Source organism: Actinomadura sp. 6N118 (assembly GCF_044326415.1).
Lineage (GTDB): Bacteria > Actinomycetota > Actinomycetes > Streptosporangiales > Streptosporangiaceae > Spirillospora.
Map to the genome: position 1 here is coordinate 14864 of NZ_JBIRAZ010000031.1, position 22709 is coordinate 37572.

At 68.3% G+C, this 22709-nt stretch carries 19 protein-coding genes; 8 read left to right on the forward strand and 11 right to left on the reverse strand.

Translation table 11 applies throughout. From position 1 onward, the window contains the following. Window positions 1–12 precede the first annotated feature (12 nt). Together ACH34W_RS48660 and ACH34W_RS48665 are read left to right on the forward strand one after the other, a co-directional pair. The gene (locus ACH34W_RS48660; RefSeq protein ID WP_395968075.1) at window positions 13–669 is read left to right on the forward strand and encodes a DedA family protein; all 657 of its coding nucleotides are present in this window, start codon (window positions 13–15) and stop codon (window positions 667–669) included. Between the two features lie 313 nt (window positions 670–982). Beyond that, window positions 983–1423 carry a nitroreductase family deazaflavin-dependent oxidoreductase gene (locus ACH34W_RS48665; RefSeq protein ID WP_395968076.1) on the forward strand — a complete coding sequence of 147 codons (441 nt, stop codon included), beginning with the start codon at window positions 983–985 and terminating at the stop codon, window positions 1421–1423. Window positions 1424–1555: 132 nt separating this feature from the next. On the opposite strand, the gene ACH34W_RS48670 is transcribed toward ACH34W_RS48665, so the two are convergent. Then, window positions 1556–2158: a TetR/AcrR family transcriptional regulator gene (locus tag ACH34W_RS48670; RefSeq protein ID WP_395968077.1), complete on the reverse strand. Its 603-nt coding sequence runs from the start codon at window positions 2156–2158 to the stop codon at window positions 1556–1558. A gap of 117 nt (window positions 2159–2275) precedes the next feature. Here ACH34W_RS48670 and ACH34W_RS48675 point away from each other — a divergent pair, with 117 nt between their 5' ends. Together ACH34W_RS48675 and ACH34W_RS48680 are read left to right on the forward strand one after the other, a co-directional pair. Next, window positions 2276–3475, forward strand: coding sequence for an FAD-dependent monooxygenase (locus tag ACH34W_RS48675; protein ID WP_395968078.1), 1200 nt, complete (start codon window positions 2276–2278; stop codon window positions 3473–3475). A gap of 225 nt (window positions 3476–3700) precedes the next feature. Next, a complete protein-coding gene (locus ACH34W_RS48680) occupies window positions 3701–4069 on the forward strand; it encodes a hypothetical protein (protein ID WP_395968079.1) in 369 nt (122 codons plus the stop codon). Window positions 4070–4174: 105 nt separating this feature from the next. On the opposite strand, the gene trxA is transcribed toward ACH34W_RS48680, so the two are convergent. Continuing rightward, window positions 4175–4489 (reverse strand): thioredoxin, encoded by a 315-nt coding sequence (gene trxA, locus ACH34W_RS48685; protein ID WP_395968080.1) that lies wholly within the window; start codon window positions 4487–4489, stop codon window positions 4175–4177. Between the two features lie 92 nt (window positions 4490–4581). Beyond that, a complete protein-coding gene (gene trxB, locus ACH34W_RS48690; RefSeq protein WP_395968081.1) occupies window positions 4582–5535 on the reverse strand; it encodes a thioredoxin-disulfide reductase in 954 nt (317 codons plus the stop codon). 190 nt (window positions 5536–5725) lie between these two features. On the opposite strand from trxB, the gene ACH34W_RS48695 reads away from it, so the two are divergent. Then, window positions 5726–6295, forward strand: coding sequence for a dienelactone hydrolase family protein (locus tag ACH34W_RS48695; RefSeq protein WP_395968082.1), 570 nt, complete (start codon window positions 5726–5728; stop codon window positions 6293–6295). A gap of 138 nt (window positions 6296–6433) precedes the next feature. Here the strand turns inward: ACH34W_RS48695 and ACH34W_RS48700 are convergent, their stop codons facing one another. Beyond that, entirely contained in the window at window positions 6434–7228 is a 795-nt protein-coding gene (locus ACH34W_RS48700; protein WP_395968083.1) for an anti-sigma factor family protein, read from the reverse strand. Beyond that, a complete protein-coding gene (gene sigM, locus ACH34W_RS48705) occupies window positions 7228–7848 on the reverse strand; it encodes an RNA polymerase sigma factor SigM (protein ID WP_395968084.1) in 621 nt (206 codons plus the stop codon). The genes ACH34W_RS48700 and sigM overlap by 1 nt, the downstream gene beginning before the upstream one ends. A gap of 283 nt (window positions 7849–8131) precedes the next feature. On the opposite strand from sigM, the gene ACH34W_RS48710 reads away from it, so the two are divergent. After that, window positions 8132–8551, forward strand: a complete 420-nt coding sequence (locus tag ACH34W_RS48710) for a hypothetical protein (protein WP_395968085.1) — start codon at window positions 8132–8134, stop codon at window positions 8549–8551. A 141-nt stretch (window positions 8552–8692) separates the two neighbouring features. On the opposite strand, the gene ACH34W_RS48715 is transcribed toward ACH34W_RS48710, so the two are convergent. The 4 genes from ACH34W_RS48715 to ACH34W_RS48730 form a co-directional block, all read right to left on the reverse strand. Beyond that, window positions 8693–10288 carry a protein kinase family protein gene (locus tag ACH34W_RS48715; RefSeq protein ID WP_395968086.1) on the reverse strand — a complete coding sequence of 532 codons (1596 nt, stop codon included), beginning with the start codon at window positions 10286–10288 and terminating at the stop codon, window positions 8693–8695. 215 nt (window positions 10289–10503) lie between these two features. Beyond that, window positions 10504–12096: a murein biosynthesis integral membrane protein MurJ gene (gene murJ / locus ACH34W_RS48720; protein ID WP_395968087.1), complete on the reverse strand. Its 1593-nt coding sequence runs from the start codon at window positions 12094–12096 to the stop codon at window positions 10504–10506. Between the two features lie 175 nt (window positions 12097–12271). After that, window positions 12272–14839: a DUF6049 family protein gene (locus ACH34W_RS48725; RefSeq protein ID WP_395968088.1), complete on the reverse strand. Its 2568-nt coding sequence runs from the start codon at window positions 14837–14839 to the stop codon at window positions 12272–12274. A 236-nt stretch (window positions 14840–15075) separates the two neighbouring features. Continuing rightward, a complete protein-coding gene (locus ACH34W_RS48730) occupies window positions 15076–15807 on the reverse strand; it encodes an aminoacyl-tRNA deacylase (protein WP_395968089.1) in 732 nt (243 codons plus the stop codon). Window positions 15808–16435: 628 nt separating this feature from the next. Between ACH34W_RS48730 and ACH34W_RS48735 the strand changes: the two genes are divergently transcribed. Together ACH34W_RS48735 and ACH34W_RS48740 are read left to right on the forward strand one after the other, a co-directional pair. Then, window positions 16436–17929, forward strand: a complete 1494-nt coding sequence (locus tag ACH34W_RS48735; RefSeq protein ID WP_395968167.1) for a CCA tRNA nucleotidyltransferase — start codon at window positions 16436–16438, stop codon at window positions 17927–17929. Continuing rightward, window positions 17926–19239, forward strand: a complete 1314-nt coding sequence (locus tag ACH34W_RS48740) for an adenosylmethionine--8-amino-7-oxononanoate transaminase (protein WP_395968090.1) — start codon at window positions 17926–17928, stop codon at window positions 19237–19239. The genes ACH34W_RS48735 and ACH34W_RS48740 overlap by 4 nt, the downstream gene beginning before the upstream one ends. 49 nt (window positions 19240–19288) lie before the next feature. Here the strand turns inward: ACH34W_RS48740 and ACH34W_RS48745 are convergent, their stop codons facing one another. Then, on the reverse strand, window positions 19289–20584 hold the full coding sequence (locus ACH34W_RS48745; RefSeq protein WP_395968091.1) for an MFS transporter: 1296 nt from the start codon (window positions 20582–20584) through the stop codon (window positions 19289–19291). Between the two features lie 140 nt (window positions 20585–20724). Further along, window positions 20725–22473 carry an ABC transporter substrate-binding protein gene (locus ACH34W_RS48750; protein ID WP_395968092.1) on the reverse strand — a complete coding sequence of 583 codons (1749 nt, stop codon included), beginning with the start codon at window positions 22471–22473 and terminating at the stop codon, window positions 20725–20727. Window positions 22474–22709 lie beyond the last annotated feature (236 nt).

The following is a 22709-nucleotide window of genomic DNA, read 5'->3' on the forward strand; positions in this document are numbered from 1 at the left end:
GATTCTCTTCCCGTGGACGCAATTCTGGATCTTGTGCATACGGCGGTCAGCTCGCCGTGGTTCTACCTGGTGCTGTTCGCGGTGGCGGCGATCGACGGATTCTTCCCGGTGGTGCCCAGCGAGAGCATGGTCATCACCGCGGGCGTCTACGCGGCCTCTGGCGAGCCGAACGTGGTGGCCGTCGTGGTCTTGGCCGCACTCGGTGCCTTCCTCGGAGACCACATCTCCTACTTCATCGGACGCGGCTCCGGCAGCCGCCTGACGTCCCGGCTCCGGCCCGGCACACGCCGGCATAAGGCGTTCGACTGGGCAAGCCGGACGATGCACGAACGCGGCGGGCTCATCCTGGTGGTGGCCCGGTACGTACCCGGCGGTCGCACCGCGGTCACGATGACCATGGGTTGCGTTCACTACCGCCTGCGGTCGTTCTCGTTCTTCGCCACCTTGGCCGCCGTCAGCTGGGCGCTGTACGGCACGCTCTTGGGCTACCTGGGCGGCATGGCGTTCGAGAACGACCCCATCAAGGGCGTCGTACTCGGCCTCGGGATGGCCATCGGCGTCACCATCGTGGTCGAGGTCGTCCGCTACCTGCGCAAGAGGAACCGTCCGAGCGTGACCGAAGAGGTCGCCGACGAGGACGACGCCCCTCAGGTTCCGATCTCCGCGTAGCCGGATCCATGGCTCGGCGGGCCGGGTCGCGGAGGAACACTCCCGACCAGGGGAGGAACACTCCTCCCCGACCCGGCCCGCCGAGCCATTTGTTGCTACCAGCCCCCCCAAAACCTCAGCTGCCACCAGCCCTCCAAATCTCAAGGGACCGCGACCTCTACCACGGACTCCACCCCTCAATCGGCCTGAGCGCCGGCAGGTGACCGCGTTACGGGTTACTTCGAAGTGCCTTCTTCTCGACCGATCGCCGGTCTCGGCACGATGACCTCAGTCAAACAGACGCGTTCGTACCAGCCGGTTGGAGGAAGAAGACATGTCCGTATGGGACGCAGAGGTGATCGACAGCCCGGAACGAAGCGTGGCTGAGCACGTTCGCCGTTACCTCTCGACCGACGGTGAGGACGGCTACATGGAGGGTGGCGTCACCAACCTCCTGCTGACGACAGTGGGGAGAAAGTCTGGCCAGTTGCGCCGCACGGGACTCTTCTTTGGGCAGGACGGAGACCGCTCTGTGCTTATCGGGTCATCGTTCAGCGGCGGCCCCAAGCACCCCTCCTGGTACCTCAACCTTGTCGCCCACCCTGAAGCGCAGGTGCAGATCAAAGGTGAGAAGTTCCTCGTCCGCGCGCGTACCGCCGAGGGTGAGGAGAGGGCACGCCTGTGGCGATTGATGACCTCAAGGTGGCCTGCATACGACACGTACCAAGCGAGATCTACCCGCGAGATCCCAGTCGTCGTCCTTGAACGCATCTGACCCTCGGGCCGCCGCCACGGCCGGGCCGCCGCCGCGCGGGTCGGAAGGCCACACGGGCCGTCGTCGCGCGGGTCGGAAGGCCGCACGGGCCGCCGCCGGCCCGCTGCTAGAACGCACAGCCCCTTGCACAGGTCAGCTGGTACGGGAGTCAGTGGGGATCGGGAGGCCCTTGGCCACGGTTTGGGCGGCTTCGATCAGGTCGAGGCCGGAGGGGGCGGTTTCGGGGTCCAGGAGCCATTGGGCCGCCAGGCCGCTGAGCAGCGTCTGGTAGTACGCGCCGATCCTCTCCACCTCCTGCGGGTCGGTCACCGAGGCGGGGATGCCGAACAGTTCGACCAAGGCCATGCGGGCCTGCTTGCCGGCCTCGGCGAACGTCTGGCGCAGGTCGGGGTCGCGCTCGATGTAGGCGAGCATCTCGAACTGGATGGACCACAGGGCGCGGGAGTGGGCGAACGACTCGGCGACCTTCGTCCAGGTGGCCGCGAAGCGTTCGGCCCGATCGGCGTCGGCGGCGCTCTCGGACGCGGTCGAGATGCGGGCCATGTCGTCGCCCCACTCTTCGATGGCCTGCCGCAACGCCTCGGTTAGCAGCACGTCCTTCGACCCGAAGTGGTAGCCGATGGCGGCCAGGCTGACCCCGGCGGACGTCGCGATGTCGCGCGCCGTCGTGCGGGTGTAGCCCTTTTCGAGCAGGCAGCGCTTCGCGCCCTCCAATAGATCTTCACGGTTGCCCATGGGCAGGATCTTACACACGTTCGGTACGGGCGTCTAAAACGCTGGTATTGCACAAGCGTCTAAAACGGTTGTACCGTTCAGCCATCGAGACAACGACGATGGCTGGGAGGCCCCTCCATGAAGAACACGAACGTCCTCATCTCCGGCGCCGGAATCGCAGGCATCACGCTGGCGTATTGGCTGCGGCGTCACGGGTTCAGCCCGACGGTCGTCGAGCGGGCGGCCACGATCCGCGAGGGCGGCTACAAGATCGACATTCGGGGCGCCGCGCTGGAGGTCGTCGAACGGATGGGCCTGCTGGAGGAGATCCGCTCGATGCGTACCGACGTGCGGGCCGGGTCGGTCGTCAATGCGGCAGGCAAGCGCGTCGCGAGCATGGACGGCGACACGTTCGGCGGGCGCGTGCACGGGGACGCCGAGATTCTGCGCGGTGACCTGCACCGGATGCTGTACGAGCGCACGAAGGACGACGTCAGGTACGTCTTCGGCGACTCCATCGCCTCGATGAACGACGTGGCTGACGGCGTCGAGGTCACGTTCGCCAGCGGCCAGACGGGTGTCTATGACCTGGTGGTGGGGGCCGACGGACTCCACTCGGTCACCCGCGCCATGGCGTTCGGCCCCGAGGAACGGTTCCTGCGCGATCTCGGCCACTACATATCGATCTTCAGCGTTCCCAATCATCTGAACCTCGACCGCGAGGAGCTCACCTACATCGGACCTGGCCGGACTGCGCTGACCTACAGCACGGCCAAGGACACCGATGCCAAGGCGATGTTGCTGTTCTCGTCCGGCCCGCTCTCGCACGACCAGCGCGACCGGTCCCAGCAGGAGCAGATCTTGCACGACGCCTATGCCAGAGAAGGCTGGGAGGTCCCGCGGATGCTCGACGGTATGGCGGGCGCGGCTGACTTCTACTTCGACTCCCTCAGCCAGGTTCACATGGAGCGCTGGTCAGAGGGCCGCGTGGTACTCCTCGGTGACGCCGCCTACTGCGCCTCGCCAGCTTCCGGTCAGGGCACCAGTCTCGCTCTGGTCGGCGCCTACGTTCTGGCTGGGGAGCTGGCTGCGGCCGACGGTGACCATGAGGCGGGTTTCGAGGCCTACGAACGAGAGATGCGGGCGTTCGTCGACGCCAACCAGAAGCTCGGACCGTCCAACATCAAGCAGATGGTGATGCGCACCAAGGGCCAGGTCCGCTTCTCCATGGTCATGCTCTCGCTGATCTCCCGGCTGCCGGGCAAGGAGAAGATGCTGGCCAAGGTCGTGGCGCCGATTCACAAGGCCGCCAACGCCATCTCGCTCAAGAACTACTGACCGGCCTCAGCCTGACACGGATAGCGCCGAAGCATGCGGGGACGTGCACCGGCTCTCCAGACCCCTGTCGCTCTTCGTTCATGATCAGCTCGGGGCATGGCAAAAGTTGATCTTTCTCCGATGATCATTTCCTTCTATGGTGACGCCCAGGCACTGAAGATCATCCGGCACATCGCCGTCGGCGCCAGCCCTTGGCGTACAGGCTCGTCCGAATGGAGAACCCCCATGAAGAGACTGCTTCTCGCCGCTCCTGCCGCCACCGCCGCGTTCACGATCGCTGGGATGGGCCTGGCCGGCGCTGCGGCCGCACAGACCGCGACAGCGACGCCTGCGGCGGCACAGAGCACGACGGCGACGCCTGCGGCCGTGGCCGCCTGCAGCAGCCCGATCAAGGCGAAGGAGAGCATCCACATTCGCGCCTCGATCGGCGGGACTTCGCTCGGGCTGTTCCACAAGGACCGCACCGGGTGCCTGAACAGCCGCTCGTCCGGTCCCTCGTACACCGCCTGCGGTGTCACGGGCACGACCTACTACTACATCACCTACGGCAGCACGAAGGGCTGGGTCGTCTCTGGCTGCGTCATCAAGCTCTGACGATGAATGAATGACCACGGCCCGTACCCCTGACCTTCAAGGGGTACGGGCCGTGCTTCATGCGCCCGCCGCGGGAGAGGCGAGTATCAGTGGAGGATCAGACGCTCAGATGAACTCGGCGAGCTCGCGCAGCAGGGCGGCCTTCGGCTTGGCGCCGACGATCTGCTTGACGATCTCGCCGTCCTTGTAGACCTGCAGGGTCGGGATGCCGGTGATGCCGAGCTGCGAGGGCTTCTGCGGGTTCTCGTCGATGTTCATCTTGACGATCTCGAGCTTGTCGCCGTGCTCGGCGGAGATCTCCTCGAGGATGGGGGCCACCATCCGGCACGGCCCGCACCACTCCGCCCAGAAGTCGACCAGGACGGGCTTGTCGCTCTTGAGGACCTCGGTGTCGAAGTCGGTGTCGGTAACGGCTTTCAAGGTGTCTCCTTCATTCCGAACGGCAGGGTCATCCCCCGCCGGTACCCGGTCGCCATGGACTCGGGTCCCGATGAGCATCTGCGTGGCTGTGCTCAGATCTGGTGGGTCAGCTCCGCGGTGCCTTGGTCCTGCAGCCAGCGCTCGGCGTCGATGGCCGCGGAGCAGCCGCTGCCGGCCGCGGTGATGGCCTGGCGGTAGATGTGGTCGACCACGTCGCCCGAGGCGAACACGCCGGGGATCTTCGTCTTCGTGGTCGGGGCCTCGACGAGCAGGTAACCGTCGGCGTCGGTGTCCAGTTGCCCGGCGAAGAGCTCGCTGCGCGGGTCGTGGCCGATGGCGATGAAGAGCCCGGTCAGCTCCAGATTCTCCTCGGCACCCGACGTGGTGTTGCGAACGCGGACACCGGTGATCTTGTCCTCGCCGTGGATCTCGACGACTTCGCTGTCCCAGAGGAAGCGGATCTTCTCGTTGGCGAACGCCCGGTCCTGCATGATCTTGCTGGCGCGCAGCTCGGCGCGGCGGTGGATCACGGTGACGGAACGGGCGAACTTGGTGAGGAAGATCGCCTCCTCCATCGCGGTGTCGCCACCGCCGACCACGGCGATGTCCTGGTCGCGGAAGAAGAAACCGTCGCAGGTGGCGCACCAGGAGACGCCGCGTCCGGACAGCCGCTTCTCGTTCTCCAGGCCCAGCTCGCGGTAGCCGGAGCCGGTCGCGATGATCACGGACTTGGCCAGGTAGACGTCCTCGCCGACCTTCACGACCTTCGGGTCGGCCTTGAGGTCGACCTCGGTCACATCGTCGGTGATGAGCTCGGCCCCGAAGCGCTCAGCCTGCTTGCGCAGGTTGTCCATCAGGTCGGGACCCATGATCCCGTCAGGGAAGCCGGGGAAGTTCTCCACGTCGGTGGTGTTCATCAGCGCACCACCGGCCGTCACGGAGCCCTCGAAGACCAGCGGCTTAAGGTCGCCGCGGGCCGCGTAGACCGCGGCCGTGTAGCCCGCGGGGCCCGAGCCGATGACGATGACGTTGCGGACGTCGCTCACTTTAATTGCGCCTCTCTGCTTCTTCCGGCCCCCTGGCTGAGGACCCACCCCGCCTCCTGTACGCCAGGGTGTCAGTCGGCCGGTCGCCGTCTCCGGTGATCCGGCCTGCCAGTGGCGTCAACCGATCCTAGGGCCCGGTGATTCCCGTACGGCCCGATCCGCTCACCAGCCTGGTCATAAGCTTGACCACATGGCACGGATTCTTCTCCTGCACTCGATGTACGGCTTGCGACCCGCCATCCACGCGGCGGCCGAACGGCTGCGAACGGCCGGCCACGACGTCCACGTCCCGGACCTCTACGACGGGCGTGTTGTGGACGACGCGGAGGCGGCAGCCGAGATCCGGGAGGAGATAGGCCGGGACGAGCTCCTCAAGCGCGCCGTGGCCGCCGCCGCGCCGCTCTCCGACGAGGGCCTGGTGTACGTGGGCTTCTCGCTCGGCGGCGCCCTCGCCCAGAACCTCGCCCTCGCCGACGAGAAGGCCCGAGGGTTGCTCCTCTTCCACGGCACGTCGGACCTGGCCGACGACGCGTCCACCGACATCCCGGTGCAGCTGCACGTCGCCGACCCCGACACGTTCGAGCCCGTCGACTGGCTGAACGCCTGGTACCTGCGGATGCGCAGGGCCGGAGCCGACGCCGAGGTCTACCGCTACCGAGGCGCCGGCCACCTCTTCACCGACCCCGACCTGCCCGACTACGACGCCGAAGCCGCCGAACAAGCCTGGGCCACAGCCCAAGCCTTCCTAGCCGACCTCTAATCCCGCCATCAAGCCACGACCCGAACGCGCCACCCCAAACCCCGAGGTCGTCAGTGGTCATGGGGGTACCGGGGCCCGTGGGTATGCGAAAGCCCTCCGGCCGCTTCCGGGTGGGGAGGCGGGCAGGAGGGCTTTCGATCAGGCGGACTCGCGCTTCAGGACTGAGCAGTTCGGGCCTACGGCCCAGACGTTCCAGGTCCCGGGCTTGGCTCCGGCCAATGCGATCACTGTGGCGTCCGAGCCTTCGTACTTGGCGACGTCAACAAGGGCCGGGGTCTTCCCCCCGGTGATCGTCGAGACACATTGGGCCAGTTGTGAATCAGGGGCCTGTCCATCGCCGACCTTCAGCTCGGGACCCTTGCCGAACAAGCGCCCCACCTGCTGGTTCAGCTGTCCCTGCCGGTAATCCGTACCGCTGCGGGAGACGGTGTACGAGCCGGTCACCTTGGGCTGGCCATTCTCACCGAGCGTCTGCGTACGTTCCGACGGGGCCGCACCCTTTGCGGCACCGCCACTGGAATCCTTACGGTCAGTGACGGGTGAGTGCGCCGTCGCCGAATGATCATTATCGCCCGACCCGTTCAGGGCCGCCTTGCCGACCATAGCTCCGCCGCCGAGCACTACCACCGTCGCGGCAGCGGCGGAGAGGATCCGCCAGTGCCGCCTTCCGCGCCGTTGCTCCAGGCTCACCACCGTGGCGTTGCTCATCGACTCCGCCGCGATGGCGGTGTCGATGCGTGCGGCCAACTCGGCGGGCATGGACGGAACGGGTGCCTCCGCCAGGATCCGGGAGACGTCCGCAAGATCGGCGGATCGGTCCCGGCACTCGGCGCAGGTGTCGAGGTGCGCGTTGACGGAGGCGGCTTGATCGTCTTCGAGCAGGCCCTCGGCCAGATCGGCGAGGGTGTCGTAGTCATAGTGAGCGGGGTTCATCAGGGCATGCCACCTCCTTCCACACCTCCGACGTTCTTGCGGTCCCGTCGGTTCCGATGTTGTACGAGAAGTGGCGCTAGTCGCGCGCGTCCCCGGGCGCAGCGGCTCTTGATCGTCCCGGGCGGCACCTCCAGCACCTTGGCCGCGTCGTCGACGGAGTAGCCCATCATGTCGACCAGTATCAACGCCGCTCGCTGCTCGAACGGCAGCTGGGACAGGGCCGACTGAACGTCAAGCGATACGCCGTGGGCGTCCGTGGGGTCTGGCATCTTCGGCGCCACGGCGTCGAACGTGGCGTCGTCGCCCATCGGTGTCGCCGGCCGTACGGACTTGCGCCGCAGCCGGTCAAGGCAGGCGTTGACCACGATCCGGTGCAGCCATGTGGTGACCGCCGCGTCGCCCCGGAACCGCCCGGCGGCCCGGAACGCCGACAGGCAAGCGTCCTGGAGGGCGTCCGCCGCCTCCTCGGGGTCGCCGAGGGTACGGATCGCCACCGCCCACATGCGGTCGCGATGCCGGTTGACCAGCTCGGCGAAGGCATGCGGGTCTCCCTGAGCGTGCCTGGCAAGCAGCTCCTTGTCGGGGACCTCGTCCACACGCCGCATACTCACCGACGCCATGGGCACCTGCTCGTGGATGCGGTCTGGCCTGCTGGGGTCGACACCACAGATTCCTGAGGGGAGGGGACATTCTGCTCACAGGCACGATACCGACTGGTGCGACCCCACGTCACAGCTCGTATGACCGCCTCACCATTCGCGGCGGAGATGTTACGTCGATCACGCCCTCCAAACTACCGTCCACAAGTGGCAAGGCGACACGACCCGAGGAGTCTGGACCCCTCCCAGGACGCCCCATAGCGTGCTTTTGATCTTGATGTCCTGACGAAGGAGACCACACTCAATGGCATCGCACCTCAGGCGAGGCATCACGGCACTAACCGTCGCAGCCCTGGCCGGAGGGCTCGTCGTCGTTCCCGCCGGCCCCGCCTCGGCGAAGGTCTACTACAACAAGCGCGTCGTTAAAGCTTGGGGCATCACCGGCAAACTCGACATCGACCACCGAGGGAAGGGCAAGTGGTACGCACGCGCTCGCTTCTACAACAGCGAGGAGTACAACGCGTTCTTCAAGGTCATGCTCGAGCGGAAGAAGGGGAAGAAGGGCGCCTGGAGGAAGGTCGGCTCGGCTGGCTTGCTTGAGAACGGCCAACGGAGGTACACCACGGGCTGGGCGTGGGACGGCAAGGGCTACCAAGTTCGCGCGTGCATCCAGCACTGGAGCGGTGCCGGCTACCACGGCAAACGGTGCAGCAAGGGGTACTGATCCGGGCGAGCACCGCGGACACGACCACTGTCGCCGGTGAGCCTCGTGGTCATGGCCACGTATGCGAATCCTGAGCGAGCGGACCTGCTGAACGAAAGGGGCCCTCCTTGCGGAGGGCCCCTTTCGTCGTACGAGCTGAGGTCAGGTGGCAGAGCCGAAGACGGTGACGTCGCTGAGCTTGGCCTTGAACCCTGCTGGCACCGGTGTGGTGAACCAGACGAGCACGTACTGAGCCTTCGTCGGCTGCGCTACGTCGATCTTGAAACCACCGGCGACGGACCGGCTCCTACCGATGACTTTGAGGGAGCCGAGCTCCTTGCTGTCACCGACCCTCAGCTGCATCGGTGCTCCGCTGACGGGAGTCTCGATCCTGACTGCTGAGACGTTGACGGGCTTCCCCATGTCGAGCAGGACGCCGAAGCCCTTCGAATACCTGCCGAAGTCGGAGGACCTGTAGGTCTGCGAGGCCCATTCCGTGCTTGACCGACCGTCGAGGACGGCATCGGCATTCCTGCCGATTGCGCTGTCGTGCCGGGCCCCGATGGGCTCCTCCATGCCTTCGGCGCCGACGACGTCGAGTTTGGTGGCGGCGGGGCGGGTGCGCTCGGTTTGCTTTTTGCCATTGTTGATGCTGGCTTTGTTGTTCTTGCCCGTGTTGTCGTCGCCGAGGTTGGAGATCGCCCAGATGCCCAGGCCGAGGATGACGGTGAGGGCGGCGGCGCCGATGCCCATGAGGCCTCGGCTGATGGGCTTGCGGGCAGTGTGCGGGGCCGTCGGCGCGGAGGGGACGCCTTGGTGCTGGGTTGGCTGCGGCTGAGCCCGGTGGGATGCGGGCTGGCGCGGCTGAGGTGGCCTGGGGCGGGGCGCTGGAGGCTGCGCGGGCGGCGGGGTGGGTGTGCGGGCCGGACGGGCCTGACGGGGCGGGGGAGGCTGTGGCGGCTGGGAGGCGGCCAGGCCGGCGAAGAGCGGGAGGGGTGTGCGGGGGACGCCGCGGAGGGCCTGGGCCAGCTCGGCGGGGGTCGCGATCGTGCTCTGGCCCGGTACGTCGAGGCCGAGGGCGCGGCAGGCGATGGCGTTCAGGGGGTGGGAGATGCCCGCCTGGACCTGGCGCGGAGCATGGGGCACTCCGTCGGTCTCAGGGGCGGCGGGCAGGCCGGAACGGTCGGCGGCGCCGGGCCAGTGGGCGGTGAGGGCGGCGTAGAGCATGCCGCCCAGGCTGCGGACGTCTTCGGCGGCGGGGTCTTCGGAGTAGCAGTCGGCCAGGACGGCGTCGGTGGCGATGCCGAGGACCTTGACGGTGCCGCCGGTCGTCCAGACCAGGTCACGGGGGGTGAGGCAGAGATGAGCCAGGCCCGCGGCGTGCGCGGTGGCCATCGCCTCGGCCGCCTCGAACAGGAGCGTCGCGGCGCGGCCAGGCTCCAGTGGCGCCTTGGTGAGCATTTGCTCAAGGGTCTCGCCGACGACCCATTCGCTGACGACATAGGCGTTCTCGCCGCTGTCGTCGGCGTCGAAGACCTGGGTGAGGCGGGGGTCGGTGAGCCGGCTGGCGGCGCGGGCGGAGGTGACGACCTCGGTGATGCGGGGGAAGTCGGGTTCGAAGGTCCGGACGGCCACGGCGCGAGCCAGGATCTCGTCGATGGCCTTCCAGAGCGTGGAGCCGCCGGAGTCGCTGATGCGCTCCTCAAGGCGGTAGCGGCCGGCGAGACGAGTGCCGGGCTCTATGACTGACGTGCTCACGGCAACGTCCTGCGCAAAAGTGTCATGTTCGTGGCGTGGCAGCTTACGCCTCCGACCCTCCTCTTTGCGTTCCCCAGGGTGTCGCCCCGCAAGCCGTAGTCCCCCACATGGTAGTGCTTACACCGATGGCTGGATGCCTTATCGACGCGCGTCGTGTGCACTTTGCCACGATTTACCCTCACGTCACACTGGACGCAGCCGTCACGGAACCCCACTCAGCCGCGACCAGGCAGGCGGCCGGCGACCATTGAGATCATCGACTGAACTTCGCCGACGCGCAGCAGTTTCGCGAAGAACAAGTAGAGCACCCCGCCGCCGGCGCTGCCGACGGCCAGGGCGAGCAGGCCGGCCGGCAGCCCCAGGCCCAGGGTGGCGTCGATGACCGCGTGTGTCGCGTACGCGAAGCCGATGAGCGGCCAGATCGCCACCGCCAGCTTCAGGTACGTCGTGAAGACGCGGCGTCCGTCCATGCCGCCGAGGCGTCGGCGCAGGATCACCCAGCCCACGATCGCCCCGGCCGTCTGGGCGACCGCGAAGCCGCTGGCGATACCGACGATGATCTTGTCGGTGGGCAGCACGCTGTACATCGTGATCGACGACGCGATGTTGGTGGCGACGACGGCGACGCTGATGAACGTGGGGGTGCGGGTGTCCTGCATCGAGTAGAAGACCCGCAGCATGAGCTGGTACGCGGCGAACGGAACGAGCGCGATGGCGAAGGCGCGCAGGACGTTGGCGATGACCATGGCGTCGCTCGCACTGGTGTTGCCGTGGGCGAAGAGCACGGTGGTGATCTCGGAAGCGAGGACGCCCATCAGCGCGGCGGCGGGGAGGATCACCGCGGAACAGAGCCGCAGGCCATTGGAGAAGTCGTCGCGGACCTCGGCCATGCGCCCGGCGGCCGCGTGCTCGCTCATCCGCGGCAGCAGCGCCGTGATCACCGACACGCCGATGATCGCGTACGGGAGCTGGAAGAGCTGGTAGGCGTTGAAGTACGGGGTGTAGCCGACGTCCCCGATGCCTTCCTGGCGCCCTTCCACGCCCGCCGCGTTCGCCAGCCGGGTGGTCACCGCGAAGCCGATCTGCGTGATCGTCACGTACGCGAGGGTCCAGATCGCCATCCGGCCCATCTGCCCCAGCTCGCCCTTGCGGAAGTCGAGCCGGGGGCGCCAGCGGAACCCCGAGCCGCGCAACGACGGCCACAGCGCCAGTGTCTGCAACGCCATGCCGCCGATCGTGCCCGCCGCCAGCAGCGTGATCTGCCGGGAGGAGATCGACTCGGGTGTCACCTTGCCGGTGCTGACCAGCAGGAACGCGGCCGCCGTGCAGCAGATGACGATGTTGTTGAGGACCGGCGCCCACATCGGCGCCGCGAACCGTTTGCGGGTGTTGAGGATCGCGCCGGAGAACGCGCTCACGCCGAGGAAGAAGATCTGCACCGCGAACAGCCGGGCGAAGAGCACCGCGAGATCGCGCTGGTCGCCCTCCATCTTGCCGCCGTAGATGCTGATGAACACCGGCCCGAGGAGCACCGCGATCGCCGTGATCACCGACAGTCCGAGCACCGCCAGCGTGAACAGCCGCTGCTCGTACTGCTCGCCGTACGCGCTGTCACGTTCCCGCGCGCGAATGATCAGCGGGACGACCACCGCGGTCAGGATCCCGCCCAGCAGCAGGTCGTAGACGATGAACGGGACGGTGTTGGCGGTGTTGTAGGCGTCCGCGACCGCGCCGGTGCCGAGGGCGGCCACCAGCATGGCGGTACGCAGGAATCCGGTGACCCGGGACGCCAGCGTCCCCACGGCCATGATCGCCCCAGACCGCAGCAGCCCCGAGGTGCCATTGCCAGGCGGCGGCTCGCCGCCAGGCCCTCCCGCCTCGCCTGGTCCAGGAGCGCCAGGTCCGCCAGGAGCGCCCGGTGCGCCGACGGGAAGGTCTACGCGCGTCTGCTGGGCCCCGGCACCCGCAACGGCAGCCGGAAGATCAACTCTGGTTTCCATCCCAGCGGCCGAAGGTGGACGGCCCGTCCCCCGGGGATCCGCCGGTGAGCCCGGCCCGGTCCTCGGACGGCCCGGACCCGCGTGACCCGGAGTCCCCGCTTGCCCCGAAGTCCCCGGGGGACCTGGAGTCCCCGCGTGACCCGTGCCCGGACCCGGAGTCTCCATCGGGCCCGGCCGGCCCGTCGAACCCGGCCTCTCGGCCGAACTCCGCCCCGGTCCCGGTCTCGAACCCGGTCCCGGCTCGGGCCTCCCGGTCGAACCCGGTCCCGCCGGGGAATTCGGGCCCGCTGGGGAATGCTGGCTCGGCGGGGTACCCGGACCCGTCGCCGGGGAACCCTGACCCCTGGGGTCCGGTCGTCCCTGCTGGTCCCACTCCGGTCGACCCGTCACCGGCTGCCTCCGCTTTCCGGCGGCGCCTTGCTCGCATGGCCCGCACTCCGACGCCCACGAAGAGTACGGCAAGTGCGCCGCCCGTGATGAGCAAGGCCTCCCTGCCGTACTCCGTGCTCCGGACCGTGATCTCGGTGGGCGTGCCGTACACCCTGCCCCGCTCGCCCGTGGGGGTCATCAGCTGCACGACCATCTTGAAGTTGCCGTTGCCCGACGCCTGAAGGGGGACAAAGATCTGGCGCTTCTCGCCCGATTTCAGCGCGATCACGCGCTCGTTCGCGGGCTGGAGCTTGCCAATCCGCAGACCGGGACTCTGGGAGGTGAAGACGACCCGGAACCTGACTTTCCGGCCGCGCAGATCGTTGGCGATGGTGACGATGTTCCGGCCTGATGTTCCGGCGAGTGAGATCCGCTTGTTGGTCCCCAAGACGACGTGCAGCCCGTCCATGTCGTCCTTGAGCCCCAGCTTCAGTTCGTCCCGGGCGCGCACCGACCGCGAGTAGCGGCTGCGCCAGTACGACGACTCCATGCGCAGGACGCCGCGTTCGTAGGTGTTGACCGGCGGGTCCAGGATCGAGCGGAAGGTCACGGCGCGCCTGGCGATGCCCTGCACCTCGGCCAGGTAGTTCTTGCCGAGCTCATACCGCTCGTACGCGTCGGAATAGCCCGCGTAAGTCCGGTCGACCGGTCGTGTCTGAGCGATCTCACGCAGACTCGTCCGCTCGTTGAGCCATTTGGCGGTCGCCGTGTACTCCAGCAGCTTGCGGGCCAGCTTGGGGTTCGGGTCCCAGCGCCGGTTGGGGGCGACGACGAGCGTGCGGGGCACCTCTGGCGCCTCCGCTGTGATCGTGGCGGTCTCAGCCAGGAACCGCTGCTCGATCAGCGAGGCCGCGTGCGGTGAACGGCTATCGCCGCTGATGATGTCGCTGAGCCCCTCGTCGTAGACGACGGCACGCCTCGCGCCCTGGCCGGTCGGCACGGTCGTGGTAGCGCTCGGTGTCGCCTTCTGCACGGGGAAGTCGCGGCTGCTCATCACGAACGCGCCGGACTTGGGAGAGAGGCCTGCTGACTTGGCGAGCTGGTCGAGCGTGCCACGCCCGGCCGCACCAGACGGTGGCCAGGCCATCTGGACGTCCGGTTGCCGCTGCAGGGTTGCGGCGGTGACCTGCTTGGCGTTCTTGTACGCGGTGTTGATGTGCGCTCCGAGCTTGTGGCGGACCAACGCCACGGCGTCAGGGTCGGCGTACGGCAAGTTGAGAAGGGGCTCCGACTTCGAGGCTTCCTTCAAGGACTTCGTCCAGTCGACGCCGGCCGCGTTCTGGGGGCGCTTGGTCGCCTTCTTGCGGCCGCTCAGCTTCAGCGAATAGCCGCCCTTGGCGTTCATGGCCTGCGCGTCGTCCAGCACCGCCGGGTCGATCGCCCAGGTCAGCGGCGTCCTGCTCCGCGCGGCCTCGTTGACCAGATTGGTCAGCCGTCCGCCCGGGCCGACCTCCTTCGCCAACTGGTCGTCGATAAAAGTCTCGTCGTTGGCACGGTGGATCCCGCTGACGATCGGCCAGATCCACGCCACCTTCACCGGCCTGAAGGTCGGCCGGCCGGCCGGAACGTACGTGATGAAGGTCGTCTGGCCGCCGAGGACCCGGCCGGTGGCGTCGTAGACCTCGACACCGACGGGATACGCCCCGAACTCGTCCAGCCCCATCTGGCGGGTGGTGAGACCGACCGTGAAGTCCTGTTTGCCGTTGGCCACGGCCGCCTGCGGCAGGGCCTTGACACTGAAAGGCACGCTGGGGACGCCTACGCCTCGCAGGAGGGACGGCTGGCTCCCGGCGTACTGGGCCAGCTGCCCCCGGCTGGCGACACGTTCGGCGCTGTAACGGAACCGCACTGACAGGCCGTTGATCGCCGCGCCGGAACGGTTTTGCACGGTCCCGGAGATCTGGACTCTGGAGTCGGCGCCTGTCGGCTTGGCGGACTTGGGCAACACGCTCGTCAGGGCGATGGACACCTGGTCGCGGGCCTGGGTCTGGGTCTGGCGGGAGGTTTGCCCGGAGGCGCGTTGCCGGTCGCCGTCGCGGGGGTCGGCGAGGACCGGCGTCGCCGACACCATGACGCAGGAGAGGGCGGCGGCCAGCGCGGCCGCGCGTTCGAACGTTCTCACGCCATATCCACCCGAGGGCCGTCCACCTGAGAGCCGTCCGCCCGGGTGCCGTCCACCCGGAGGCTGCCGGCCGCCGGGCGGGCCACCCGAGGGCAGCGGGCGTCGCATTCCCGCATCACGGCCTCGATGTTAGCCGTGACAGGGGTGCCGTCAGACCTTCCTGGCCACCTCCGTAGATCCAATCCGGGATCCAATGCAGATCCAAATCGGGGATCCGATACGTCCGATCTGCTGGATCAGCGAATGTGGCCGTGCCAAGTGCCCAGAAAGGCCAGCGGAACACGGCCGCCCGTCACAGGTCCGGTGGCCTGCCCGCCGGCCTGCTTGCGCGCCTTGGACTCTGCGGCCTGCCCGCGCGCCTTAGCCTCGGCGGCTTGACCGCGTGCCCTGGGCTCGGCGATCTGCCCGCGTGCTCTGGGCTCTGCGGCCTGCCCGCCTGCCTTGGACTCGGCGGCATTCTCGCCGGCCATCTGGCCGTTGCTCAGATCGACTGGTTTCGCGCCGCTGAGCGCGAACAGGTCCAGGGCACGGATCCCGAGTGCGGTGGAGGCCTCGCCGGTCGCCGTGTAGACGACGTCGTCCACCGGAAGCTCGCCGACGGTCTCCTCATCGATCAGCAGCGGCATCGACTCCGGTAGGAGCAGCGGGCAGACCAGGCCCGCCGCGTACTCGGTGACGGTGTTGACAAGGTCGGGCCGGGCCGGGCGGATCAGCCGCGCGCCGACGGCGAGGCGGACCCGCTCAGCCGGCGGACGCACGCCCGCCGGGACGATCACTCCCACCAGGAAACGTGAACCCCGGTGGACGTCGTTACAGGCGTAGACGCGCGTCACCAGGCACCGGCCAGCTGGAAGTCCCAGTGATCTGGGCAGTTCGTCGGCGTGCGCGATCGCCGCGGGGAGCCGCACGATCTCGTGCAGCGTCTCCCGTTCGAGAAGCGCGCGGTGAATGGTGAGAGCGTCCTTCATCTCTTCAGCTCCGTCCTGCGGGGTAGTCCCCGCACACCCCCGATGTGACTCTCTTCGCCCCCGTCTCCCGCTCCGCTGTCGGATCTCCCCACATACCCACGGTGGTGGGTTTTACCCTCTCCTTGCGTTCCGTGTGGCCTGTGTGGCCTGTGCACCCGCGAACTACACACCGGTGCGCCCGCGAACCACGCTCCGGCGCCGTGCAGTGACGATCGCCCCGCCCGCCCCCGCTACCGTTGGTCCGACGGACCGGCGGCCACGCGAGCGTCCTCTTCGGGGTGTCCAGAACGTAACTCGGGGATCGCGACGTGTGAAGAGGCGTCTTACCTTTCTTCGCGGTCCGGAACGTCCCAAAGTCTTTTGTCAGCCGCCCAGCAAGGAAATACGCTCGATGGTCGTGCCTGAAGAGAACGCCACCCCGGAACCGCATGAGCTGTCGGAGCGCTCCCAGCCGACGCGGCCGTCACCGGAGCCGCCGGCTTCGCCTAAGCCGCCGCCTTCGCCCAAGCCGCCTGCTTCGCCTAAGCCGCGTCAGCCACAGCTGCCGCAGCAGTCGCCGTTGTCGCGACCGGTTCCCGAGCCGCCGGAGTCGCAGACTTCGCAGCCGCAGCGCGTCGCGATCGCCGAGCTGCTCCGCAAGGTCGCGCCGGTCGCCGACGAACTCGGCGAGCGGTTCGCGGCGGCCGGGCACGAACTGGCCCTCGTCGGCGGGCCGGTGCGGGACGCGTTGCTGCGCCGACCCGGCAAGGACGTCGACCTGACCACCGACGCGCCGCCGGACCGGATCCTGGAGATCATCGGTGGCTGGGCGGACACGGTGTGGACGATCGGCATCGAGTTCGGCACGGTGGGGCTCCGCAAGAACGGTTACGAGCTGGAGATCACGACCTACCGCAGCGAGTCGTACGACCCCAAGTCCCGCAAGCCCGAGGTCTCGTACGGCACCTCGCTCGTCGAGGACCTGCGCCGCCGCGACTTCGCGGCCAACGCCATGGCGGCGCGGCTGCCGGGGCACGAGTTCGTCGACCCGTTCGGCGGGCTGACCGATCTGCGACGCAAGGTCCTGAGGACACCCGGCCGCCCCGAGGACTCGTTCAGCGACGACCCGCTGCGGATGATGCGGGCGGCGCGCTTCGCCTCCCAGCTTGGCTTCGCCGTGGCGCCCGACGTCGTCCAGGCCATGAACGACATGGCGGGACGGATCGAGATCGTCTCCGCTGAACGCGTACGTGACGAGTTCTCGAAGTTGGTCTGCGGGACGTATCCCCGGGAAGGCCTGGCCCTGCTGGTGGACAGCGGACTGGCCGCCATGGTGCTGCCCGAGCTGCCCAAGCTGCGGCTGGAGATCGACGAGCATCACCGGCACAAGGACGTGTACGAGCACTCGCTGATCGTTCTGGAGCAGGCGATCGCGCAGGAGGAAGACGGACCGGATCTCGTCCTGCGGCTGGCGGCGCTGCTGCACGACATCGGCAAGCCCAGGACCCGGAAGTTCGAAGCCGGCGGGCGGGTGTCGTTCCACCACCACGAGGTCGTTGGCGCCAAGATGACCCGCAAGCGGCTCACCGAGCTCCGGTATCCCAAGGACGTCGTCGGAGACGTGTCCCGGCTGGTCGAGCTGCACCTCCGCTTCCACGGCTACGGCACGGGTGAGTGGACCGACTCGGCCGTACGCCGGTACGTGCGCGACGCCGGGCCGCTGCTGTCGCGGTTGCACAAACTGACCCGGGCCGACTGCACGACCCGCAACAAGCGCAAGGCCGACCGCCTGCGCCGCACGTACGACGATCTCGAGGCACGGATCGCGCGGCTCTCCGAGGAGGAGGAGCTCGCCGCGATCCGTCCCGAAGTCGACGGGAACGAGATCCAGGAGGTCCTCGGCATCAAGCCGAGCCCCCTGGTCGGCAAGGCCTACCGCTACATGCTCGAACTCCGCCTTGATCGTGGTCCCATCGGGAAGGACGCCGCCATCGAGCAGCTCCGCCGCTGGGCCGTCGACCAGGGCATCCTCGACGCGACCGGCACCCCGACGAGCGGCGCCGAGGGCAAGGACCGGACCGTTGAGGGCGAGGGCCGTTCCGCTGAGGGCGAGGGCCGTAGCGCTGAGGGCGAGGAGTCATGATCCAGCTCAGGCTCGGCCGGATGAGCCCGCAGGAGACCGAGCGCCTGCTGGCGTACGACCGCGAGCACGTGTGGCATCCGTACGCGCCGATGCCCGCCGCCTACCCGGCCGAGCTCGTGGTCTCGACGTCGGGTGTGCATCTGACCTTGGCGGACGGCAGCGAGCTGATCGACGGCATGTCGTCCTGGTGGGCTGCCATCCACGGTCACAACCACCCGGAGATGAACGCGGCCGTCACGCGCCAGCTGGGCAAGATGGCGCACGTGATGTTCGGCGGGCTGACGCACCCGACGGCGATCCGGCTGGCCGAGAAGCTCGTCGACCTCAGCCCGGGGCCCCTCACCAAGGTGTTCTTCGCCGACTCCGGCTCGGTCGCCGTCGAGGTAGCGATCAAGATGGCGCTGCAGTACTGGCGCTCGCAGGGCCGCCCCGAGCGGCACCGCCTGCTGACGGTGCGCGGCGGCTACCACGGCGACACGTTCGGGGACATGGCCGTCTGCGACCCGGTGAACGGCATGCACCATCTCTTCGCCGACGTCCTGCCGCAGCACGTGTTCGCCCCGGAGCCCCCGATCGGTTACCAGGCCGAGCCGGACGAGTCGTACCTGAGCGGCCTGGCCGACCTGGTGGCCGCCCACGAGGGCGAGCTGGCTGCGATCATCGCCGAGCCCATCGCCCAGGGGGCGGGTGGCATGCGCTTCTACGCGCCCGAATACCTGCGAGCGCTGCGCGACCTGGCCGACGAGCACGGCCTGCTGCTCATCCTCGACGAGATCGCCACCGGGTTCGGCCGTACGGGCGAGTTCTGGGGCTGTGACCACGCGGAGGTCGCCCCGGACATCATGTGCATCGGCAAGGCCATGACCGGCGGCTACATGACCATGGCCGCGACGCTCTGCACGGACCGGGTGGCCGAGGGGATCGCCACGGGCGAAGCCGGGGTGCTCATGCATGGTCCGACCTACATGGCCAACCCCCTGGCGGCCGCCGCCGCGAACGCCTCCATCGACCTCCTGCTCTCCCGCGACTGGCGCGAGGAGGTCGACACGATCGAGGCCCTGCTCACGGCGGGACTTGAGGACGCCAGAGATCTTCCGGGCGTCGCCGATGTCCGGGTGCTGGGCGCGATCGGGGTCATCGAGGCACGTGAGCCGGTCGATGTTCCCGCCATCCAGAAGACCGTGATGGAGCACGGCGTCTGGCTCCGCCCGTTCGGCAAGCTGATCTACGCGATGCCGCCGTATGTCTGCTCCGAGGACGAGGTCGGCCACATCACCGAGGCCATGTACGCCGCCGCCGAATCTCTATGAGGACGGAATCTCTCTGAGCGCCGAATCTCTCTGAGCCTGCGACCGCACCTCAGGCAGCCGACGAGCCCAGCGGGTGGCGGGTGATGCGGGAGGTCGCGGCCCGGTAGGCGACGGCGCCCAGGGCGTACGTGACGATGACCAAGCCCAGGGTCGGGTACGAGACGCCGTCGGAGGGGAGCCAGGTGGCCGCTGCCGCTGCCGCCGCCGCGAACGTGGCGTTGAAGAGCATGTCGTAGACGGCGAAGACCCGGCCACGGTAGGCATCGTCGATCGTCTCCTGGAGGATCGTGTCGACGCAGAGCTTGACCCCCTGCGACACCACACCCAGGGCGAAGGCTCCGGCCGCCCAGGCAGGCTCGGCGAACGGCGTGGCGAATGCCAGCAGGGCTCCCGCGCCCCCGCCCAGCAACCAGGCGATCCAGGACTGCTTGCTGATCCGCCGTACGACCAGCGGGGTGATCACCGCGGCCGCGAAGTAGCCGGCCCCGGAGACCCCGAGCATCACCGCGAACTTGTCGAGGCCGGCGTCGGCGTCCGTGGTGAAGTGGTTGCGGCAGAGCAGCAGCGTCATGATCAGGATGACGCCGTACATGAACCGGTGGAACGAGATCGCGCCGAGCGCCAGGGCGGCCGACGGCCGTTCCCGGAGATGCCTGGCTCCGTCCACGAGGCCGTGCAGCACGTTCCCCAATGCGTCCCGCGTCTGCGCCGCAGCCTCCTCCAAATGAGGCCCGAGCAACTGGCGCGGCAGGCTCGTGGCGACGACTCCGGCCAGCATGAAGAGCCCGGCCGCGCAGAGCAGGATCAGCGCGGCGCCGTTGTGATCCGCGCCGAACACCTGCCGCAGCAGATATCCGACGCCGGCGCCGATGAACGCCACGATCGTCCCCGAGGTGACCGCGAACGCGTTGGCGGTCACCAGATGCTCGCGGCGTACGACGTGCGGAAGCGCCGCGGACAGTGCCGCCAGGAAGAACCGATTGACCCCCAGGACGAGCAGCACCCCCAAGAAGAAGGGGATGCCGTCGTCGCCGAACGCCACCAGGGCGGCGACCGCGATCACCATCAGTGCCCGCAGTATCGGCGCCCACACCAGGATCTGGCGCCGCTGCCACCGGTCGATGAACACCCCGGCGAACGGGCCGAGCGCCGAGTAGGGCAGCAGCGTCACGGCGAACGCGGCGGCCGCCTTGCCCGCCGAGGTCTGCCGTTCGGGCGAGAAGAACACCCACCCGGCCAGCGCGACTTGGAAGACGCCGTCGGTGAGCTGTGAGATCAGGCGCGTCGCGTACAGCCGCCGGAAATCCCGCCCACGCAGGATCATCCGCAGCTCGCTCGCCCTCATCGGATCACCCTACGCGCACTCCCTCCATGCTCCCGGCGAGGTGGTCAGGGGCGGACTGCGAGGTGGTCAGGTGCGGACTGCGAGGTGGTCAGGGACGGGCGGCGTCATCGCAACGTGTGGCGGTGGTGATCTGGGTTACGTCAGCGGGACAGCCAGAGGCGGGTGTAGTCGTAGCCGGTGGCGGTCGGGAGGTACCGGGCACCGCGGACGCGGGCGGAGTGGAAGATCGGGAGGGATCGGTTGAGCAGGGGGATGATGGCCGCGTCCTCCATGATCTTTTGGTCGGCGAGCTGCCAGTAACCGGCGGCGCGGCCCTGGTCCGGTGCCGTGAGGGCACTGTCGATGAGGGCGTTGACCTGCGGGTTGTCGTAGCCACCGAAGTTGGTGGAGTTCGGCCCGTAGGCGCGGCCGTCGAACAAGGGCTGGATGAGCGAACGACCGTTGTTGCCGTACCAGTCAGGCGTCCAGCCGGGGGCAGCGATGTCCCAGACACCCTCCCGGGCTTTGGCCGGGTCGGCGAGCGTCTCGCCGTAGTAGTTGCCGCCAGTGTCGGGGATGAGCTTGGCCTTCACCCCGCAGGCGCCGAGGTTCTCCTTGATGGCTTCGGCGATCCGCTTGTGGGTGCCTTGCACGCGGTACGGGAAGTTGAGGGTCAGGTCCTTCGGCGCTTTCGCCTTGGCGAGCAGCAGGCGGCATCTGGCCGGGTCGCCGCTTTCGCCTGCGGTGGCGTAACGGTTGGAGGCGAAGTGACCTGCGTTCCCCGGCGGGATGATCGTGTGCAGTGGCTCGGCCACCTCCGGGCCACCGACAATCTTGATCAGCGCCGTCCGGTCGACCGCGTACTGCAGTGCCTGGCGCACCTCACGCCGGGCCAGCGCGCCGCCGCCTGTCCGGCCGCGCGTGTTGAAGACCAGGTACGGGCTGCTGCTGGGAGTGTCGCGAATGGCGAAGCGTTCGTCCCGGGCCCGGCGCAGCCGGGCGATCGCGGTGACCGGCACCGGCTGGTCCCAGGAAAGGTCGGCGGTGCCCTGTTCGAGCTGTAGCTGGACGGCGTCAGGCGACTCCTGCCCGAGGGTGAGCTGGATCTTCTCAACGTGGCGTTCGCGCAGCGGGTCGGTCTCCTGCCGCCAGGCCGGGTTGTGGCTCAGCACGTAGGAGAGGCCGGGCTTGTAGGAGGTGATCTGGTACGGGCCGTTGGAGATGGTGTGCTGCCGGAACTGCGGGCTGTCCGGCACGTATTCGTCGTACTCCTTGGGTGCGGCGGCGGTGAACTGCAACGTCAGCAGGTTGAGGAAGTCGCTCGCCGGTTGCCGCAACTTGAAGACGAGCGTGTCGTCGCCCTTCGCCTGGATGCCGGGGATCGTGTGCCTGTTCTGGTACGCGGCGATGGCGGCGGGGTCGTTCGCGTTCACCTTCGCGAAGCCGCGGCAGTAGTCCTTCATCCCGCGGATCGTGGAGACGTAGTAGCCGATGCCGCCCGCCGGGGAGGCAGGATTGCATAGCCGCTCGAATCCGCGGACGAAGTCAGCGGCGACGACCGGGCGCGGCGGGCTGGTGTTCCACTGGACGCCCTTGCGGAGCTTGACCGTGTACGTGCGGCCGTCCTTGCTGATGCCGCCGTTCTCCTTGCTCGGTACCTTGGCCGCGACGTCGGCCTGCACCGGCACGGACTCCTTGAAGTCGTTGGAGGCCCGGGTCCCGAAGAGGGTCCGCGCGTAGGTGCGGTTGAGGCCGTGCGAGCCGGTGCTGTTGGCGCTGGCAGTGTCGAGGTGGTCGACGTCGGACGACCCGATGACCCGGAGCGTGCCGCCGTTCGCCGGCGGGCCGGTGGTCGGGCCACCGGAGTCGCCGCCGCCCCCGCATGCGGTCAGCCCCACTGCGAGCCCCACCAGCCTCGCAGTCGCCCTCGCCAGCCTCGCAGTCGCCCTCAGTGCCTCGCGCGCCATCCCGTTCCTCCACCGACCGACCGGCAACGGCCATCACTAGCGGTGCCAGAGTAGGGCCAGAGCGTGACAACGGCCGCTACATCACCATTTCCCTATAGAAGTAAGGACGCCCTGACAGTGATGTCCACTGTCAGGGCGTCCTTGAGGAGCTTTGTGATCAGGCTCTCAGCCGGCGCTCG